Annotated in this window: 17 protein-coding genes; 5 read left to right on the plus strand and 12 right to left on the minus strand. The window is 64.0% G+C overall.

Annotation, left to right across the window (positions count from 1 at the left end; genetic code table 11):
- Positions 1-30: 30 nt before the first annotated feature.
- The 6 genes from C1720_RS09370 to C1720_RS09395 form a co-directional block, all read right to left on the minus strand.
- A complete protein-coding gene (locus C1720_RS09370) occupies positions 31-300 on the minus strand; it encodes an FAD assembly factor SdhE (protein ID WP_050714590.1) in 270 nt (89 codons plus the stop codon).
- A gap of 40 nt (positions 301-340) precedes the next feature.
- Positions 341-1,045, minus strand: a complete 705-nt coding sequence (locus C1720_RS09375; RefSeq protein ID WP_050714589.1) for a succinate dehydrogenase iron-sulfur subunit — start codon at positions 1,043-1,045, stop codon at positions 341-343.
- A gap of 52 nt (positions 1,046-1,097) precedes the next feature.
- Positions 1,098-2,903: a succinate dehydrogenase flavoprotein subunit gene (sdhA, locus tag C1720_RS09380; protein WP_050714588.1), complete on the minus strand. Its 1,806-nt coding sequence runs from the start codon at positions 2,901-2,903 to the stop codon at positions 1,098-1,100.
- 36 nt (positions 2,904-2,939) lie between these two features.
- Positions 2,940-3,308 (minus strand): succinate dehydrogenase, hydrophobic membrane anchor protein, encoded by a 369-nt coding sequence (sdhD, locus tag C1720_RS09385; RefSeq protein ID WP_050714587.1) that lies wholly within the window; start codon positions 3,306-3,308, stop codon positions 2,940-2,942.
- A gap of 18 nt (positions 3,309-3,326) precedes the next feature.
- Positions 3,327-3,758 carry a succinate dehydrogenase, cytochrome b556 subunit gene (gene sdhC, locus C1720_RS09390; RefSeq protein ID WP_102284014.1) on the minus strand — a complete coding sequence of 144 codons (432 nt, stop codon included), beginning with the start codon at positions 3,756-3,758 and terminating at the stop codon, positions 3,327-3,329.
- 165 nt (positions 3,759-3,923) lie between these two features.
- Complete coding sequence (locus tag C1720_RS09395; RefSeq protein ID WP_102284612.1) at positions 3,924-4,709, minus strand: GntR family transcriptional regulator; 786 nt, start codon at positions 4,707-4,709, stop codon at positions 3,924-3,926.
- Between the two features lie 125 nt (positions 4,710-4,834).
- On the opposite strand from C1720_RS09395, the gene C1720_RS09400 reads away from it, so the two are divergent.
- The 5 genes from C1720_RS09400 (at position 4,835) to C1720_RS09420 (ending at position 12,417) form a co-directional block, all read left to right on the plus strand.
- Entirely contained in the window at positions 4,835-5,821 is a 987-nt protein-coding gene (locus tag C1720_RS09400) for a malate dehydrogenase (protein WP_102284015.1), read from the plus strand.
- A 345-nt stretch (positions 5,822-6,166) separates the two neighbouring features.
- Positions 6,167-7,168 (plus strand): HpcH/HpaI aldolase/citrate lyase family protein, encoded by a 1,002-nt coding sequence (locus C1720_RS09405; protein WP_102284016.1) that lies wholly within the window; start codon positions 6,167-6,169, stop codon positions 7,166-7,168.
- A 33-nt stretch (positions 7,169-7,201) separates the two neighbouring features.
- Positions 7,202-7,750 (plus strand): hypothetical protein, encoded by a 549-nt coding sequence (locus tag C1720_RS09410; RefSeq protein ID WP_102284017.1) that lies wholly within the window; start codon positions 7,202-7,204, stop codon positions 7,748-7,750.
- 59 nt (positions 7,751-7,809) lie between these two features.
- Positions 7,810-10,425 carry a bifunctional aconitate hydratase 2/2-methylisocitrate dehydratase gene (acnB, locus tag C1720_RS09415; protein ID WP_102284018.1) on the plus strand — a complete coding sequence of 872 codons (2,616 nt, stop codon included), beginning with the start codon at positions 7,810-7,812 and terminating at the stop codon, positions 10,423-10,425.
- Positions 10,426-10,854: 429 nt separating this feature from the next.
- Positions 10,855-12,417 carry a GTPase/DUF3482 domain-containing protein gene (locus C1720_RS09420; protein ID WP_233199902.1) on the plus strand — a complete coding sequence of 521 codons (1,563 nt, stop codon included), beginning with the start codon at positions 10,855-10,857 and terminating at the stop codon, positions 12,415-12,417.
- A 668-nt stretch (positions 12,418-13,085) separates the two neighbouring features.
- On the opposite strand, the gene C1720_RS09425 is transcribed toward C1720_RS09420, so the two are convergent.
- From C1720_RS09425 to C1720_RS09450, 6 genes are all read right to left on the minus strand, one after another.
- Positions 13,086-13,676 carry a UbiX family flavin prenyltransferase gene (locus C1720_RS09425; protein WP_102284019.1) on the minus strand — a complete coding sequence of 197 codons (591 nt, stop codon included), beginning with the start codon at positions 13,674-13,676 and terminating at the stop codon, positions 13,086-13,088.
- Positions 13,657-14,172 (minus strand): putative zinc-binding protein, encoded by a 516-nt coding sequence (locus C1720_RS09430; RefSeq protein WP_102284020.1) that lies wholly within the window; start codon positions 14,170-14,172, stop codon positions 13,657-13,659. The genes C1720_RS09425 and C1720_RS09430 overlap by 20 nt, the downstream gene beginning before the upstream one ends.
- Positions 14,173-14,190: 18 nt before the next feature.
- Positions 14,191-14,754, minus strand: coding sequence for a ubiquinone anaerobic biosynthesis accessory factor UbiT (ubiT, locus tag C1720_RS09435; RefSeq protein WP_050714580.1), 564 nt, complete (start codon positions 14,752-14,754; stop codon positions 14,191-14,193).
- A 47-nt stretch (positions 14,755-14,801) separates the two neighbouring features.
- Positions 14,802-15,590, minus strand: coding sequence for an SDR family oxidoreductase (locus C1720_RS09440; RefSeq protein ID WP_102284021.1), 789 nt, complete (start codon positions 15,588-15,590; stop codon positions 14,802-14,804).
- 268 nt (positions 15,591-15,858) lie between these two features.
- Positions 15,859-16,752, minus strand: a complete 894-nt coding sequence (locus C1720_RS09445; RefSeq protein ID WP_102284614.1) for a U32 family peptidase — start codon at positions 16,750-16,752, stop codon at positions 15,859-15,861.
- Between the two features lie 198 nt (positions 16,753-16,950).
- On the minus strand, positions 16,951-17,421 hold the full coding sequence (locus tag C1720_RS09450; RefSeq protein ID WP_369406071.1) for a VOC family protein: 471 nt from the start codon (positions 17,419-17,421) through the stop codon (positions 16,951-16,953).
- Positions 17,422-17,429: the final 8 nt, after the last annotated feature.

Raw genomic sequence — 17,429 nt, forward strand, 5'->3', positions numbered from 1 at the left:
TCCTCGGTGAATAGGTGGTAAAGCGTGCTTTCAGCCCCTGAGCAAGGCCAGCACCTGGCGCACTGGCTGCGAATCCAGATCACCCGAAGGCTCCTTGCGGGCCAGCAGGAGATCCAGCAGGTCGTTGTCAGCCAGATTCATCAGTTGCAGCAGGGCGTCCGCCTGAACGCGGGTGATGGCCTGCCCGCTGCGCGTGAAGAATTTTTCAATGAGCAAGTCGTTTTCGAGCATGCCCCGGCGGCAGCGCCACTTGAGCTTGCCCAGTTCATGAGCATCCAGAAAGGCCTGGGTGTCTTTCATATCGCGCACAGTGCAGGATGGCCGTGATGGCAGCAGCCGTTTACAGCGCGCGGCGCGCCATGAGTTCCTTGATTTTGCTGATGGCCTTTGAGGGATTGAGGCCCTTGGGGCACACGTCCACGCAATTCATGATGGTGTGGCAGCGGAACAGGCGGTAGGGGTCTTCCAGGTTGTCCAGGCGCGCGTTGGTGGCCTGGTCACGGCTGTCGGCAATGAAACGGTAGGCCTGAAGCAGCCCGGCGGGGCCAACGAATTTGTCAGGGTTCCACCAGAAGCTGGGGCAGCTGGTAGAGCAGCTGGCGCACAGGATGCATTCGTACAGCCCATTGAGTTCTTCGCGCTCTTCCGGCGATTGGAGGCGCTCTTTTTCAGGCGGCGGGGTTTCGTTGATCAGATAGGGCTTGATGGATTCGTACTGGGCGAAAAACTGGGTCATGTCCACGATCAAGTCACGCACCACGGGCAGGCCCGGCAGGGGCTTGAGCACGATCGGATCTTTGAGCGTGCGCAAATTGGTCAGGCACGCCAGGCCATTTTTGCCGTTGATGTTCATCGCGTCAGAGCCGCAGACGCCCTCGCGGCAGGAGCGGCGGAAGGCCAGGCTGGGGTCATGCGCCTTGAGCTTGACAAGCGCATCCAGCAGCATGCGTTCATTGCCTTGCAATTCAAGCTCAACCGTTTCCATGCGGGGCTTGGCGTCTTTGTCCGGGTCGTAGCGGTAAATCTTGAAAGTACGTTTTTGCATCGTGTTCGCCTCTTTTTTGCGGGGCCTGGAAAGAAAGTTCGCGTAACTGCGCTTAGAACGTGCGGACTTTGGGAGGAATCGTCTCGGTGGTCAGCGGCTGCGTGCGGACAGGCTTGTAAGAGAGGCTGTTGGTCGCGCTGTGCCATAGCGTGTGCTTCATCCAGTGCACGTCATCACGCCCCAAAGGAGCTGGCTCGTAATCGGCGGGATGTTCGTAATCCAGCACGCTGTGGGCGCCACGGCATTCATGCCGGGCCGCAGCGGAAGTCATGGTGGCCTGGGCCACTTCGATCATGTTGTTGACTTCCAGCGCTTCAATGCGGGCGGTATTGAAAACCTTGGAGGTGTCTGCCAGCCCTACGGACAGGGCGCGTTCGCGCAAGGCGTTGATTTTTTCCACGCCTTCATCCATGAGCGCCTGCGTGCGGAAAACGCCCGCGTGCGCCTGCATGGTGCGGCGGATTTCGTTGGCCACATCCTGCGAGTACTCGCCATTGGGGTTGTTCTCGACACGGTTGAGGCGCTCCAGCGAGAAATCAGCAGCATCAGCTGGCAGCGGCTTGTGCGAGCCTTGTTCGTGATGCTTGATGATGTGATTGCCAGCTGCCTTGCCGAAAACCAGCAAGTCAAGCAGGGAATTCGTTCCCAGCCGGTTGGCGCCGTGCACGCTGACGCATGAGCATTCGCCCACGGCGTAGAGGCCATTGACGATTTCGTTGTCGCTGCGGCTGGTCTGGACGGCAACCTGGCCGTGAATATTGGTGGGGATGCCGCCCATCTGGTAGTGGATGGTGGGCACCACGGGAATCGGTTCCTTGGTGATGTCCACGTTGGCGAAATTGATGCCGATTTCAAACACCGAGGGCAGGCGCTTGTGGATGGTTTCCGCGCCCAGGTGGTCAAGCTTGAGAACCACGTAATCCTTGTTGGGGCCGCAGCCTCGGCCTTCCTTGATTTCCTGGTCCATGGAGCGGGACACGAAATCACGCGGCGCCAGATCCTTCAGCGTTGGGGCGTAACGCTCCATGAAACGCTCGCCATTGCAGTTGAGCAAGATGGCGCCCTCGCCGCGGCAGCCTTCCGTCAGCAAAACGCCAGCGCCCGCCACGCCCGTGGGGTGGAATTGCCAGAACTCCATGTCTTGCAGCGGAATGCCCGCGCGGGCGGCCATGCCCAGCCCATCGCCTGTGTTGATGAAAGCGTTGGTCGAGGCCGCGAAAATGCGGCCCGCGCCGCCCGTGGCCAGCAAGACGGTTTTGGCGTGCAGCACGTAGAAATCGCCTGTTTCCATTTCCAGCGCCGTCACGCCCACCACGTCGCCATCGGCATCTCGAATGAGATCAAGCGCCATCCATTCGACAAAGAAGGTGGTATGGGCCTTGACGTTTTGCTGATACAGCGTATGCAGCATGGCGTGCCCCGTGCGGTCGGCAGCGGCGCAGGCGCGTTGCACGGGTTTTTCGCCATAGTTGGCCGTGTGGCCGCCAAAGGGGCGCTGATAGATAGTGCCGTCGGCGTTGCGGTCAAACGGCATGCCGAAATGCTCCAGCTCGTAAACCACCTTGGGCGCTTCCTGGCACATGAATTCGATGGCGTCCTGATCGCCCAGCCAGTCACCGCCTTTGACGGTGTCGTAGAAGTGGTAATGCCAGTTGTCTTCGCTCATGTTGCCCAGACTGGCACCAACGCCGCCCTGGGCGGCCACCGTGTGGGAGCGGGTAGGGAAAACCTTGGAGAGCACAGCCACATTCAGGCCCGCCCGCGCCAGTTGCAGCGAGGCGCGCATGCCGGAGCCGCCTGCGCCGACGATGACCACGTCAAATTTGCGGACGGTGATTTTGTCTTTGGTGTATGTCATGTTCGTGGGGAAAAAACTTGCGGGAAAGACAGTCGCTTACAGGCGCCACAGAACCTGAACGGCCCAGCCTGCGCAGCTGATGAGCCAGACGATGGCCAACATATAGAAAACCATGCGCAGGCTGGTTGGCTTGGCGTAATCCATCAGCACTTCACGGGCGCCGACCCAGGCGTGCCATGCCAGCGCCACAATGGCCGTGAAGGTCAGCGTCTTCATCCATTGCGAAGAAAAGATCGCTGCCCAGCGGGTGTAGTCCAGCGGGCCGCTGGTCAAAAGAATCTGCGCCACCAGCACAAGCGTGAAAGCCACGATCGCCAGGGCGGATACGCGCTGCGCCAGCCAATCGCGCAAGCCATAGTGCGCGCCTACCACGAGGCGTCGGGAACCGTAATTCACAGCAGCCATTTCTTTCTCCAGTTCAAATCAATACAGCCCGAACAGCTTGGCGCCCAGCAGCACGGTGAGGCTCAGGCTCACCGCCAGCACCACCAATGCGGAACGCTTGCCAAACTCCTTGCTCAGTTTGTGCGTCAGCTCCATGTAGATATGGCGGATGCCTGCGCACAAGTGGTGCATGAACGCCCAGATCAGCGCCAGCACCGCGAGCTTGACAATGAAGGCGGGAAATATCCAGATGCCGTGTTCGAACGCAGCCGTGAACTGCATGAAAGAGATTTCGGACGAAATCGACTTGTCGAACAGCCAGATGATGAAAGGCAGCATCAGAATCATCAGAACGCCGCTGATGCGATGCAGGATGGAAACCTTCGCGGCCCAAGGAAGGCGGTAAGTCGTCAAATCCTTGAAGACATTCAGGTTTCTGAATTCAGGCCGTTTGCGGGCTGCTTCTGTCATGAGTACTTCCTTTTCGTGGGAGGGATGCTTCGATAGTCATGTGTCTTTTATAAGACACCTTGAAGTGAAGCAATTTGCGGATTCTATTGCAACGACGTGTATATCTTCGCAAGCTTGCGAAATCTGGAGAGGCTTGACGGGAAATAGAAAAACATCTCTATTTCTTCAACTTAGACGGTTGTGATAGTGGCGTGAATCCGTGCGGTACAAGCCTTTGCGCAGCTCCATGGGGCGGTCGCCATAGGTGAAAGCAATGCGCTCCACGCTCAGCAGCGGCGTGGAAACCGGAATCTGTAAAAGAGCCGCCTGCTGCACGTCAGGCAAAACCGCGCGAATCTTTTCATCGGCACGCACCATGCGCACACCGAATTCCGATTCAAAGAAAGCGTACAAGGAACCCGGATACGCCGACAGGCGATGCGCCGTCAGCCCCCTGAAAGGTTCGCCAGGCAGCCACAGGTCTTCCACGATGGTGGGAATGCCGCCAAATGAAAGCACGCGCCGCGCCTGGATGATGCTTTCGCCCGTTTTCAAGGCCAGCGCCCGCGCCACATCGGCAGTGGCCCGGGCGCGTTTGCATTCCACGATTTCCCGTTGCGCGGGCTGTTCCGCATCTGCTTGATCTACATCAGGCATCAAGCGCAAAAAACGGTACTGCACCTGCTGTTCGGCGTGCGTGGCCACAAAGGTGCCCCGCCCCTGGCGGCGCACCAGCAAATGCCCGGCGGCCAGTTCGTCAATCGCCTTGCGCACCGTTCCCTGGCTGACGCCAAACCGCGCCGCCAGCTCCATTTCGCTGGGAATCACCTCTGCGGGCTTCCATTCGCCTTGTTGCAGGCTGCGCAGGATCAGATCCCTGATTTGTTGATAAAGCGGCCGGAATGAAGGCGTTGCCGCTGGCTGCGCCGCCAGGCTGGCCGTGGGTGCCTCTGATGGGAGAACGCTGTTCATTGCCATCAATCATATCTTATATAAGACACAGGACAGAAACCGGCGAAACCGTTAAACTCACTGCGGATCTGGTTGTGGCAGCCGCCCTTCCTTGTTTCAAACCAACCCACTGGAGACTCCTGGATATGAGCAAAAAAACCGTCCGTGTTGCCGTGACTGGCGCAGCAGGCCAGATTGGCTATGCCCTTCTGTTTCGCATCGCTTCTGGCGAAATGCTGGGCAAAGATCAGCCTGTCATCCTGCAATTGCTTGAAATTCCCGATGAAAAAGCCCAAAAGGCCCTCAAGGGCGTGATGATGGAGCTGCAAGACTGCGCTTTCCCTTTGCTGGCAGGCATGCAGGCGCATTCGGATCCGATGACGGCCTTCAAGGATGCGGATTACGCCCTGCTGGTGGGCGCGCGCCCGCGCGGCCCAGGCATGGAACGCTCCGACTTGCTGGCCGCCAATGCGCAAATCTTCACGGCTCAAGGCAAGGCGCTGAACGCCGTCGCCAGCCGCAACGTGAAAGTGCTCGTGGTTGGCAACCCCGCCAACACCAATGCCTACATCGCCATGAAATCGGCCCCCGATCTGCCGGCCAAGAACTTCACTGCCATGCTGCGGCTGGATCACAACCGCGCCGCCAGCCAGATTGCCGAAAAAACGGGCAAGCCGGTCAAAGACATCAAAAAGCTCACTGTCTGGGGCAACCACTCCCCCACCATGTATGCCGATTACCGCTTCGCCACCATTGACGGGCAAAGCGTGAAAGACATGATTAACGACCAGGAATGGAACGCCAATGTTTTCCTGCCCACCGTGGGCAAGCGCGGCGCGGCCATCATCGAAGCGCGCGGCCTGTCTTCGGCAGCCAGCGCTGCCAACGCGGCCATTGACCACATGCGCGACTGGGCGCTGGGCACGAATGGCGAATGGGTCACCATGGGCATTCCCTCGCAAGGCTGGTACGGCATTCCGCAAGGCGTGGTCTTCGGTTTTCCCGTGACCTGCGAAAACGGCGAATACAAAGTGGTCGAGGGGCTGGAAATCGACGCTTTCAGCCAGGAGCGCATCAACAAGACGCTGGCCGAACTGCAAGGCGAGCAAGAAGGCGTCAAGCACTTGCTGTAAGAACCTGTTTCGAGTCTTGCCGCGAACCGGTTTGACCGCCGGTTCAGCTCCTGAAGTCATCCGCCATTTCGCTATTGATTTGATGGCATCAAAGTCAATAAAAGCGTGCGACAGAGGCATCTTCGGAGGCTGGAATTTGCTCTCAAAAACAGAGTAAACCGCACAAAACAAGACTCACCTGTTCGCACTTTTGCACCCACGGACAAATCGAAAGCAGGCTCTGGCAACCAACACCCCGCACTGGTATGCCTGAATGTCAGTGCCGCCGGTTCAACCGTTTTGCAACCTTTCCCGTTCGCGCCAGAAGCCGGTTTCCATCTTGTTTTCAATAGCCGAAAGAGCCGCATGACAAACCTGAGCGCATTTGCCCTGCATCCCCGCAGCGTGCTGCTGGCCGCGCAGGCCAGCCGGGGCATGCTGCCCGTGTGCGACCACTACAGCGGCGTGGAAGCGCGCATGCGCAAGAGCCTGCAATTGCAGGCCGAAATGACGGAAGAATTTGGCGCCTGCGTGTTTGATGTCACGCTGGACTGTGAAGACGGCGCGCCCGCTGGCGGCGAAGCCGAACACGCCGCGCTGGTTGGCGAGCTGGCCTTGTCCGCGCCTGCAAAAGCCCGCGTGGGCGTGCGCGTTCATCCCGTGGATCACCCCGCATTCACGCAAGACCTGGCCGCCATCCTGCCCCGCGCCGGGCATCGCCTGGCCTACGTCATGCTGCCCAAGGTGGAATCGGTTCATGACGTAACCCGGGCCGAAGAAGCCCTCTTGTCCGTTTACCCCCAGGGCCTGCCGCTGCATGCGCTGATCGAATCGCCCGCCGCCGTGCACCGGGCGTTTGAAATTGCCGCCCATCCGCGCGTGGAATCCTTGAGCTTTGGCCTCATGGACTTTGTTTCGGCCCATGCAGGCGCCATACCGGCACAAGGCATGGGCGCGCAAGGCCAGTTCAGCCATCCGCTCGTGGTGCGCGCCAAGCTGGAAATCGCTTCTGCCGCCCATGCTTTCGGCAAAGTGCCCTCGCACTGCGTGGTGACTGAATTCAATGACGCCGCCGCGCTCAGGCAAGCCGCCTGCCGTGCCGCGCAGCAGCTGGGCTACACGCGCATGTGGAGCATTCACCCCGCGCAAATCCGTCCCATCCTCGAAGCCTTCGCGCCTGACGAGCGCCAGATCGACGAGGCCACGGCCATCCTTCTGGCCGCGCAGCAAGCCCACTGGGGGCCTATCAGCCATCAGGGCCGTCTGCATGACCGCGCCAGCTACCGCCACTACTGGCAGCTGCTGGAGCGCGCCCACGCCACAGGCCGTGCGCTTCCCCGCGAGGCGCGCGCCTGGTTTTCCAACTGATCTTTCCGCAACCCTGAAGAGAAAGCACACACCATGAAACCCGCTCTCATCGCCCTCGCCGCCGCCTGCCTGATGTCCCTGGGCACGGCTCACGCCGCCGAAAACAAGCCCCAAAAGCCCGCCGCAGCGCAAAAAGCGGCCAAAAAGCCCGCAAAGCGCGCTGCCAAAAAACCCGCCAAATCCAAGGCCGCAGCGCCCAAACCCGTGCCTGCCGCCGCCGTTGATCAGCCTTTGACGGAAGCTGAAAAAAACATCGCCAAACTCGTGCACACCGGCACGATTTCCTGCGATCTGAACACCAAGGTTTCGCTGGAGCCTGACGCCGACAACCCGGGCCACTTCTTCCTGCACATGGGCAAGCTGCGCTACCACATGCGCCCCATGGAAAGCCGCACCGGCGCCGTGCGCCTGGAAGACACCCGCGCCCGCGCCCTGTGGCTGCAACTGGGCAACAAATCCATGCTGATGGACCAGAAACAAGGCAAGCGCATTGCCGACGGCTGCATGTCGCCCGAGCAGCGCGAGTTCTCCGCGCAAATGGACAAGATGCCCCGCCAGAGCCTGTTTGATCAAAAACCCTGAACCTGGCTCAACGCAAGCCAGCGTTTTTCGTTTTCATACCCATAAAAGGAGAATCCCACATGTTGAAAGCCTATCGTGAACACGTCGCCGAACGCGCGGCGCTGGGCATCCCGCCGCTGGCGCTCAATGCCAAACAGACCGAAGAGCTGATCGAACTCATCAAAAACCCGCCCGCTGGCGAAGCCGAATTCCTGATGGATCTGCTCACCCACCGCGTGCCGCCCGGCGTGGACAACGCGGCCAAAGTCAAGGCTTCATTTCTGGCCGCCGTGGCGCATGGCGACATTCAGGTCGCCCTCATCAGCCGCGCCAAGGCCACCGAGCTGCTGGGCACCATGGTCGGCGGCTACAACGTGCACCCGCTCATCGAATTGCTGGACGACAAGGACGACGCCGTCGCCGACGCCGCCGCCAGCGCGCTCAAGAAAACGCTGCTGATGTTCGACTTCTTCAACGACGTGGCCGCCAAGGCCAAGGCGGGCAACGCGCGCGCCAAGGCCGTCATCCAGAGCTGGGCCGATGCCGAGTGGTTCACCAGCCGCCCCAAAGTGCCCGAAAAAATCACCGTCACCGTCTTCAAGGTGCCCGGCGAAACCAACACCGACGACCTTTCCCCCGCCCCCGACGCCTGGAGCCGCCCGGACATTCCGCTGCACTACCTGGCGATGCTGAAAAACACCCGCCCCGACGCCCCCTTCAAGCCCGAAGAAGACGGCAAGCGCGGCCCCATCCAGTTCATTGAAGACCTGAAGAAAAAAGGCCACGTCGTCGCCTACGTGGGCGACGTGGTCGGCACCGGCTCCAGCCGCAAATCGGCCACCAACAGCGTCATCTGGGCCACCGGGCAAGACATCCCCTTCGTGCCCAACAAGCGCTTTGGCGGCGTCACCCTGGGCGGCAAGATTGCCCCCATCTTCTTCAACACGCAGGAAGACTCTGGTTCGCTGCCCATTGAAGTGGATGTCAGCCAGATGAACATGGGCGATGTCATCGACATCTACCCCTACGAAGGCCGTATCGAAAAAGCCGGCCAGAAGATTGCCGACTTCGCGCTCAAGAGCGAAGTGCTGCTGGACGAAGTGCAGGCCGGCGGCCGCATCAACCTCATCATCGGCCGGGGCCTGACAGCCAAGGCGCGCGAATTCCTCGGCCTGCCCGCTTCCAGCGCCTTCCGCCTGCCCAAGGCCCCCGTGGACACCGGCAAGGGCTTCACCCTCGCGCAGAAGATGGTGGGCCGCGCCTGCGGCCTGCCTGAAGGCAAAGGCATTCGCCCCGGCACCTATTGCGAGCCGCGCATGACCACCGTCGGCAGCCAGGACACCACCGGCCCCATGACGCGCGACGAACTCAAAGACCTGGCCTGCCTGGGCTTTTCTGCCGACATGGTGATGCAGTCCTTCTGCCACACCGCCGCCTACCCCAAGCCGGTCGATGTCAAAACCCACCGCGAGTTGCCCGCCTTCATCAGCACACGCGGCGGCGTTGCCCTGCGTCCGGGCGACGGCGTTATCCACTCCTGGCTCAACCGTCTGCTGCTGCCCGACACCGTGGGCACCGGCGGCGACAGCCACACGCGCTTTCCCATCGGCATCAGCTTCCCGGCAGGTTCCGGCCTGGTCGCCTTTGCCGCCGCCACCGGCGTCATGCCGCTGGACATGCCCGAAAGCGTGCTCGTGCGCTTCAAGGGCGAGCTGCAACCGGGCGTGACCCTGCGCGACCTCGTGCACGCCATCCCGCTCTACGCCATCAAGCAGGGCCTGCTCACCGTGGCCAAGGCGGGCAAGAAAAACATCTTCTCCGGCCGCATCCTGGAAATCGAGGGCCTGCCCAACCTGAAAGTGGAACAAGCCTTCGAGCTGTCAGACGCCTCCGCCGAACGCTCGGCCGCCGGCTGCACCATCAAGCTGGACAAAGCGCCCATCATCGAGTACCTCCAATCCAACGTCGTGCTCATGAAAAACATGATCGCCGACGGCTACCAGGACGCCAAAACCCTGGCGCGCCGCATTGAAAAAGTGCAGGAGTGGCTCGCCAACCCGCAGCTGCTCGAAGCCGATGCCGACGCCGAATACGCCGCCGTCATCGAAATCGACATGAACGAAATCAAGGAGCCGATCGTCTGCTGCCCCAACGACCCGGACGACGCCAAAACCCTCTCCGACGTGGCCGGCACCAAGATCGACGAAGCCTTCATCGGCTCGTGCATGACCAACATCGGGCACTTCCGCGCCGCCGCCAAACTGCTGGGCGGCCAGCGTGACATCCCGGTGCAGCTGTGGATCGCCCCGCCCACCAAGATGGATCAAAACGAACTCATCAAGGAAGGCCACTACGCCGCCTTCGGCGCCTCCGGCGCGCGCACCGAAATGCCCGGCTGCTCGCTGTGCATGGGCAACCAGGCGCAAGTGCGCGCGGGCGCCACCGTCATCTCCACCAGCACCCGCAACTTCCCCAACCGCCTGGGCAAGAACACCAACGTCTTTCTCGGCTCGGCGGAACTCACGGCCATCGCCTCGCGCCTGGGCAAACTGCCCACCCGCGAGGAATACCTCAAGGAAATGGGCATCGTGGACTCCGACAAGGCCGGCATCTACCGCTACATGAACTTCGACCAGATTCCCGAATACGCGGAAGTGGCCGAAGGCCTGGGCAACGCGCTGGAGCAGCACCCCTGAAGCGCGCCAGCTGACCACGGCGCGGACGCCAAAGCGCCCGTGCCGTGGGAAGCATCAGAAATAGGAGCGAATTCAGAGGGGACAAAACACCCTCTCGCGCAATTTCCACTAGGACCTGATGCTATGAATCAAGGAGCAAAATAAAGGGGGTGAAATGGCGCGCTTCATCCGCGCCGCTGCGCATGCCGTCGGTATCCGCCCGTCTCCATCCTGCTCTTGTCGCGCTCACGGGCCGGCATGAGCAGGGCGCTGAAGCAGGGCACTGATTCCCCTGGCGATCCAGACCCCGGCAGCCGCTTTGGGCTGCCGGGGTTTTTTCATGTCCGCTTTCATGCCCGCAGCCGCGCCCGGGGCGGGCCTTCACCCCTGCCTGGCGCCGCCTGCTGATTTCTGCGCCCGGCGCTGCCGCCCCGGCGACAATTCGCGCCCATGACCGCGCCTGCCTCCATGAGCACCCCGCCCGAAGCCCCCGCGCAGGCGTCTGCGTCCGGCTCATCCGCCGCCCCGTCTGCCTTGCGGATTGCCGTGGTGGGCCACACGAACGCAGGCAAAACCTCGCTTTTGCGCACGCTCACGCGGCGGGCGGCGTTTGGCGAAGTCTCTGACCGGCCCGGCGTCACGCGGCACGTCGAGCGCATCGACCTGCTGCTGCAAGGCGAAGTGGCCGTGCGCTTTTTCGACACACCGGGCCTGGAAGACGCCGTGGCGCTGCTCGACTACCTGCAAGAGCTGCCCGCCCAAAGCCTGCCCGCGCACCCCAGCCGCACCGACCGCGTGCGCGCCTTTTTGAGCGGCCCCGAAGCGCATGCCAGCTTCGAGCAGGAAGCCAAAGTGCTGCGCGCCCTGCTTGAACACGCAGACGCGGCCATGCTCGTCATCGACACGCGCGCGCCCGTGCTGCCCAAATACCGTGCCGAAATGGAAGCGCTGGCCTGGTGTGCGCGCCCCATCATGCCCGTGCTCAATTTCGTGCGCGCCGCTGGCAGCCGCCAGGACGGCTGGCGCGCCGCCCTGCGCGATGCGGGCCTGCACGCCTGCGCGGCGTTTGACGCTGTTGCTCCCTTCAACGGGGCCGAAACCGCGCTGTACCGCGACCTGGCCGCGCTGCTGCCCGAGCGCCGCCGCCAGCTTGAAGACATTGCCCGCCAGCTTGAGCAGCAGGCGCAAGACCGCCAGCGCGCCGCGCGCCTGGCCATCGCCAGCGCCCTTGTCAGCGTGGCCGCCATGCGCCGGTCCATCGCCGCAGGCGAATACGCCGATCCGGCGCGGCGCGACGCCTTCATCCACGCCTTCCAGCAAGACTGCGCGGCCCATGCCCGCCGGGCCGCGCAGGCGCTGCTGCGCGCGCACGCCTTCGGGCCGGAAGACGCCGAAGCCGCCAGCCTGCCGCAACTGGCCCAGCGCTGGGAGGACGACCTGTTCAACCCTGCCTTGCTCAAAGAAGCTGGCCGCCGCCTGGGCCTGGGCGCGGCCATTGGCGCGGGCATCGGCGCGGTGGCCGACGTGGCATTGGCGGGCCTGTCGCTGGGCGCCGCCGCCACGCTGGGCGGCGCCATTGGCAGCGCCCTGAGCGGTGGCTGGCAGCCCCTGGCTGGCAAGCTGCGCGGCCGCCTCACCGGCACGCAGGAACTTACGGCGCAAGACGCCGTGCTGGCCCTGCTGGCCGCGCGCCTTCTGGCGCTCAACCAGGCCCTCACGCAGCGCGGGCACGCCGCCCAGCACAAGCTGCGCGCGGCCGAATGGGAAGAGGGCAGCCAGCAAGCCGCCCAGGCCCGCCAGCTGACAGCCACGCTGGCGGATGCCCTGCGCCCGGCCCGCGCCCACCCGGACTGGGAAGAGCGCCCCGGCGCGCCGCCCGTTTTTGACCCCGGGCGTGACGCCCTGACGCAGCGCGTGGCCAGCCTGCTGCCCGCAGCGGAGCCGGAAACGCCCGCTGCCAGCCCTGGCGCCGTAAGGCAGCCTGAAACGCCAGCGGCCTGGCCCGGGGAGTGACGCCACTTCGGCCCCAGTCCAACCTTCCCGCCGCCCTAAGCGGCCCTAAGCGGCCCCGATCAGCTTCAAGCCAGCCCCAAGCCAGCCGATAGCGCTTTCATGACGCGCCGAAATCCGCTCCTTGATTCATAGCATGAGGTCCTGGCGGAACGTGCGCAAACGGTCTTTTTGTCCGCCGGTATTCGCTCCTCTTTTTGATATGGCCGGATGCTTTTCGCCAGGCTGCCGCGCGCAAGGCGGGCGGTGGAGAAAGGGCAGAGGAAAGACGGCTTGCGCTGATCAGCGCAGGGCGGCCCTTCGCTTTGCGCCAAGAGTCTGTTCAAGGTTTGAATGAGAGGGGCGAAGGGGGTGAAAGGGGCGGAATCAGGCTGCAAGGCGATAACCGCAAACGGGCCTTGCGGCTGGCGAGGCATTTGCAGCGCCCGAGAGTGCCCGAGACCGCGCTTTTGGCGCCCGCAGGCAGATTGCGGACAGGCGCTCAGGCGGCGGATCGCCAGCGGGGGCTGCATCAGAAACAGGAGCGAATACAAAGGGGGTCAAAAAGGCTTTTGCGCCCGTTCCACCAGGACATGACGCTATGGATTCGGGAGCGAAAAATAGCCGCTTCCGCTGGGCCTGCGCCCGGCCTGCCCGAACCGTTCTTTTTGGGGCCGGGCTGCGCACAGGCGCTAGAAGCCTTCCCACTCGCCGGCCAGGCCCTGGGGCAGGCCCAGCAGGTCGAGCGCGCGGGCCACGCTGTGGTCCACCATTTCGTCGATGCTGGCAGGGCGCTGGTAGAGGGCGGGGATGGGCGGGCAGATGATGGCGCCCGCTTCGGTGGCGGCGGTCATGTTGCGCAGGTGAATAAGGCTCAGGGGCGATTCGCGCGTCATGAGCACGAGGCGGCGGCGCTCTTTGAGCGTGACGTCGGCGGCGCGGGTGAGCAGGTTGTCGCCCAGGCCGTGGGCGATGGCGGCCAGGGTGCGCATGGAGCAGGGGGCGACGATCATGCCCATCGTCTGAAACGAGCCGCTGGCGATGCTGGCGGCCAGGTTGGTGCTGGCGTGCAGGGTGTGGGCCAGTTGCAGCGCCTGGGTGTCGGTCACGCCGGTTTCGTGGCGCAAATTGAGCCAGCCGGCGGGGGTGATGACCAGGTGCACTTGCAGGCCGGTTTTCTTGAGGGCTTGCAGCAGCCGCAGGCCGTAGGTGGCGCCGCTGCTGCCGGAGATGCCCACGATGAGGCGGCGGGCGCAGGCGCGCTCAGGCGGCTGCGGTTTCATGGCGTTCGGCATGCGGCGCGCGGGATGGCTCGGGCGTGCTGGCGGCGCGGGGGGCGGGGCAAGGGCGCGCCGGGCCGCCGCTTTCGGCCTGGGCGGGCGGCGCGGCCGTTTCCTGCGGCGGGCGCAGGGGCTGTGCGGCCAGATCGGCCTCAACCTGGGCGAGCACCTGGGCGGCCTGCTCGGGGTCGTAGTCTTCGTGGGTGCGCTTTTTGACGCCGTATTGCTGGAGCTGGTAGTGGCGGTCGGGCGCGATGCCGTGGCGCGCGAGGCTGCTTTTCACGCACACGAGCGCGCAGCCGTCGAGCGCGACGATGGGGCGGCCCGATTTGGCGATTTTCACGAGGTAGGGCACGTCGCCGCCCACGCCGGCGATGCACGACATTTCAGCCAGGCCGCGCCGGTCAAGCTTGACGGCGACGTGGTTGGCAAGCTGCGCGGCGCTGGAGCAGCCGGAGCAGGAGTAGACCAGGGGCAGGGATGGGTCGTGGGCGGGCATGGCGCTTGGGTTTTCGTTTCAGGGCTTGCGGATGAAGGGCGGCAGCGGCGGCAGCGGCAGCTTGGGCAGGCGCTGCACGAGGTCTTGCAGGGGCTGCGGCGCGTGGCGGGTGAAGACGGCCTGGGGCGTCCAGTACAGCGGGTCGAGCACGGGCAGCTCCAGCGCGTCGAGCGCGTTTTTCACCACCAGGCCCAGTTCGGTGTCGCCTTCCATGATGAGGCGGCGGTTGAAAAAGAGCGTGTCGGGGTCTTGCTTGCGCTGGGCCAGGAGCACGAAGTCTTGCGCGTTGGCGCTGATGGCCAGGTCTGGCTCGGCGTGCCGCGCGCAGGGGGCAAATTTGCCGCCTTGCCAGGTGAAGTCAAAGTCCAGCCGCGCGTCGCGCACGCGAATGGCCAGGCGCTTGCCTTCGAGCAGGGCCGTGACGTCTTCGGGCAGATGCCTGGCCAGGGCCAGGTTGATGGCGGCCACCAGCAGCATGGAGCCTGGGTAGGCAGGCAGCAGCGACAGGGCCGCGCCCACGGGCGCGGGCAGGGTGTAGGCGGCCGGCGGCGTGGCGGCGGAAGCGGAGATGGCCTGTTGCATGGCGGTTTCCTTGGAAAGTGAAGGGATGGAAAGAAATGGGATAGGGCTTAGCCGCGCGCCACGGAAAGCGGCGCGAAGCTTTGCGCCACGGGCATGACTTCAATGCGGTTCACGTTCACATGCAGGGGCTGCTGCACCAGCCAGAGCACGATGCGGGCGATGTCTTCGGGGCTGATGGCCTGCACGCCGGCATACACGCTGGTGGCGCGTTCATCGTCGCCCTTGAAGCGCACATTGGAAAACTCGGTGCCGCCGCACAGGCCCGGCTCCACGTTGCTGACGCGGATGGCCGTGCCCGCCAGATCGGCGCGCAGGTTCTGGCTGAACTGTTTGACAAACGCCTTGGTGGCCCCATAGACGTTGCCGCCCGGATAGGGCCAGTCGCCCGCGATGGAACCGATGTTGATGACGTAGCCCCGGTTGCGCCGCACCATTTGCGGCAGCAGCAGGCGGGTGAGGGTGGCCAGGCCCCGGATGTTGGTGTCGATCATGCGGTCCCAGTCGTCCAGGCTGGCCTGGTCGGCGCGCTCCAGGCCCAGCGCCAGGCCCGCGTTGTTCACGAGCAGGTCCACGTCTTGCCAGGCGGCGGGCAGGCTGGCCAGGGCGCCTTGGGCGGCGGCGCGGTCGGCCACGTCAAACGCCAGGGGCCAAAAGGCTTCAGGCCACTGCGCCCGCAAGGTTTCAAGCCTGTCTGCGCGGCGGCCCGTGCCAATGACGCGCCAGCCCGCTTGCAGCAGTGCGCGGCTGATGGCCTGGCCGAACCCGGCCGTGGCGCCGGTGACCAGGGCGATGGAAGCGGTCGGCGGGGCGGCAGGGCAGGGCGGGGTGGCGGTCATGGCTTAAATGAAAAGGCGGGCAAGGCAGCGATTGTCTCGCCGCATGGCGGCCTGAAAACCGGCAATGGGCGCTGACGGGCGTGGTCAGGCATGGTTTGCATCAAAAGAAGGAGCAAATTTAGGCTGTGAAAAAGGGCGCTTGCGCAATCTGCACTAGGACGTATTGCTATGAATGAAGGAGCGAAATGAAGGAGTGAAATGCGAGCCGGAATTCAAGGGCGGGATTCGCCAGCCTTTGCATCATCATCTGCCGCAGGCTTGCCGCGCTTTACGCCGTCAGCACCAGGTCCATGCCCGGCTTGCCGTGCCAGTAGCCGTTGCAGGGGGCGGCGGGCAGCAGCGGGCGCAGGGCGTCCAGCGCGCCGGGGGCCGCGCGGCCTTCGTGGCGGGCGTGGTCGAAGGCGGCCACCACCTGATCCATGTGCTGCGACTGGGGCGAAAGGCGCAGCACGTCCACCCCCAGGGCCAGCAGATCGGGCATGTCGGTCAGCAGGCTGTGGATGCGGGCGGACTGGGTCTGGATGCCGTTGATGGTGAGAAAGGCCTCGCCCTCGCGCGTGTTCAGCAGCAGGCCGTCCGGGTGTTCAATGCAGCGAAAGCCGCAGTCATCCTTGGGCAGGTTGTAGTGCCGCGCCGTGAAGCACCGCGCCGAAAAGGCCAGCGGCAGGCGGCCAAAGGCGAACACCTCGGTTTGCAGCCCCTCGGGCTTGCCTTGCAACACGGTGGCCAGCTGCTCGCGCGTCATCTCCAGCGGCATCACCCAGCGGGTGGCGCCCAGGCTGGCCATCCACTCCAGCGCGTCGGCGTTGAACAGGTTCAGGTGCGGCCCGGCCACGAAAGGCTGCTTGCCCGCCACGCCGCGCACGGCGCCCATGTCGCTGGCCTCCACCATGAATTCGCCGTTGTTCACCAGCTTTTGCATGTTGCCCACATCCGCCGTAGATTCGAGCAGCACCATGGTGGAGAGGATGGGCGTTTTGCCCGCGTCGCGCAGCATGCGGGCAATGTCCAGCCAGTCAGACAGGCGCAGCTCGTGACGGCGCGAGCAGACGGACTCGCCCAGATAGACGATGTCCACGGGCCATTCGGCGGCGGCCTGGTAGAAGTCAAACACCGTCAGGCGCGGCCAGTAGTAAAGCAGGGGGCCAAGGGCGAGTTGCATGGTTTTTTCGTGGGGAGGGTTGCGGAAAATTCCTGCGGGGCGCGGCGCGGCTTGATGGACAAGCGGACAGGCGGCGCACCCGGAAACAGCAAAAAAGAGCAAATTCAGGGCATCAAAAAACGGCATCCCCGCCCAATTGGCGGGGAGATCGTGCGATTGATCGAGGAGCGAAAAATGGCCCGGAACAAGGCCGCGAAATCACGCGGCGGGCAGCCAGGCCATGGCTTCAATCTTGTGCCCGTCCAGATCGCGCACGAAGCAGCCCCAGTACTGCGGGCCGTAGTGCGGGCGCGGGCCGGGCGCGCCGTCATCCGTGCCGCCTGCGGCCAGGGCGGCGGCGTGAAAAGCCTGCACCTGCTGCGGCGAAGCGGCCAGAAAAGCCACGTGCACGCCATTGGCCGCCTGCGCGCGCTGCCCGTCGCAAGGGGCCTGCACCCAGAACTCGGGGAAGGCGCGGCCATAGGCCACGGCGCGCTGCGCGCTCAAGTCCATCACGCGGCCCACGCCCAGCGTGGCCAGCACGCGGTCGTAGAAGGCCACGGCCTCCTCAAAGCGGTTGGTGCCCAGCGAAACGTGAGAGAGGATGGAGGGCGGCGGCGCATCGCTGCCGCCATTGCCGCCACCGTTGCCGCCGCCTACGGGGGGAAAGTTCGCTGCTTCAGTGCTCATGCCGTTTC

Origin of the sequence: Ottowia massiliensis, assembly GCF_900240305.1 — a bacterium.
In the GTDB taxonomy this organism is placed as follows: Bacteria; Pseudomonadota; Gammaproteobacteria; order Burkholderiales; family Burkholderiaceae_C; genus Ottowia; species Ottowia massiliensis.

What these genes read in the sequence shown, in the direction of transcription:
- C1720_RS09370 (WP_050714590.1), bottom strand. Translation starts at nt 300, where the DNA reads ATGAAAGACACCCAGGCCTTTCTGGATGCTCATGAACTGGGCAAGCTC.
- C1720_RS09375 (WP_050714589.1), bottom strand. Translation starts at nt 1,045, where the DNA reads ATGCAAAAACGTACTTTCAAGATTTACCGCTACGACCCGGACAAAGAC.
- sdhA (WP_050714588.1), bottom strand. Translation starts at nt 2,903, where the DNA reads ATGACATACACCAAAGACAAAATCACCGTCCGCAAATTTGACGTGGTC.
- sdhD (WP_050714587.1), bottom strand. Translation starts at nt 3,308, where the DNA reads ATGGCTGCTGTGAATTACGGTTCCCGACGCCTCGTGGTAGGCGCGCAC.
- sdhC (WP_102284014.1), bottom strand. Translation starts at nt 3,758, where the DNA reads ATGACAGAAGCAGCCCGCAAACGGCCTGAATTCAGAAACCTGAATGTC.
- C1720_RS09395 (WP_102284612.1), bottom strand. Translation starts at nt 4,709, where the DNA reads ATGAACAGCGTTCTCCCATCAGAGGCACCCACGGCCAGCCTGGCGGCG.
- C1720_RS09400 (WP_102284015.1), top strand. Translation starts at nt 4,835, where the DNA reads ATGAGCAAAAAAACCGTCCGTGTTGCCGTGACTGGCGCAGCAGGCCAG.
- C1720_RS09405 (WP_102284016.1), top strand. Translation starts at nt 6,167, where the DNA reads ATGACAAACCTGAGCGCATTTGCCCTGCATCCCCGCAGCGTGCTGCTG.
- C1720_RS09410 (WP_102284017.1), top strand. Translation starts at nt 7,202, where the DNA reads ATGAAACCCGCTCTCATCGCCCTCGCCGCCGCCTGCCTGATGTCCCTG.
- acnB (WP_102284018.1), top strand. Translation starts at nt 7,810, where the DNA reads ATGTTGAAAGCCTATCGTGAACACGTCGCCGAACGCGCGGCGCTGGGC.
- C1720_RS09420 (WP_233199902.1), top strand. Translation starts at nt 10,855, where the DNA reads ATGACCGCGCCTGCCTCCATGAGCACCCCGCCCGAAGCCCCCGCGCAG.
- C1720_RS09425 (WP_102284019.1), bottom strand. Translation starts at nt 13,676, where the DNA reads ATGAAACCGCAGCCGCCTGAGCGCGCCTGCGCCCGCCGCCTCATCGTG.
- C1720_RS09430 (WP_102284020.1), bottom strand. Translation starts at nt 14,172, where the DNA reads ATGCCCGCCCACGACCCATCCCTGCCCCTGGTCTACTCCTGCTCCGGC.
- ubiT (WP_050714580.1), bottom strand. Translation starts at nt 14,754, where the DNA reads ATGCAACAGGCCATCTCCGCTTCCGCCGCCACGCCGCCGGCCGCCTAC.
- C1720_RS09440 (WP_102284021.1), bottom strand. Translation starts at nt 15,590, where the DNA reads ATGACCGCCACCCCGCCCTGCCCTGCCGCCCCGCCGACCGCTTCCATC.
- C1720_RS09445 (WP_102284614.1), bottom strand. Translation starts at nt 16,752, where the DNA reads ATGCAACTCGCCCTTGGCCCCCTGCTTTACTACTGGCCGCGCCTGACG.
- C1720_RS09450 (WP_369406071.1), bottom strand. Translation starts at nt 17,421, where the DNA reads ATGAGCACTGAAGCAGCGAACTTTCCCCCCGTAGGCGGCGGCAACGGT.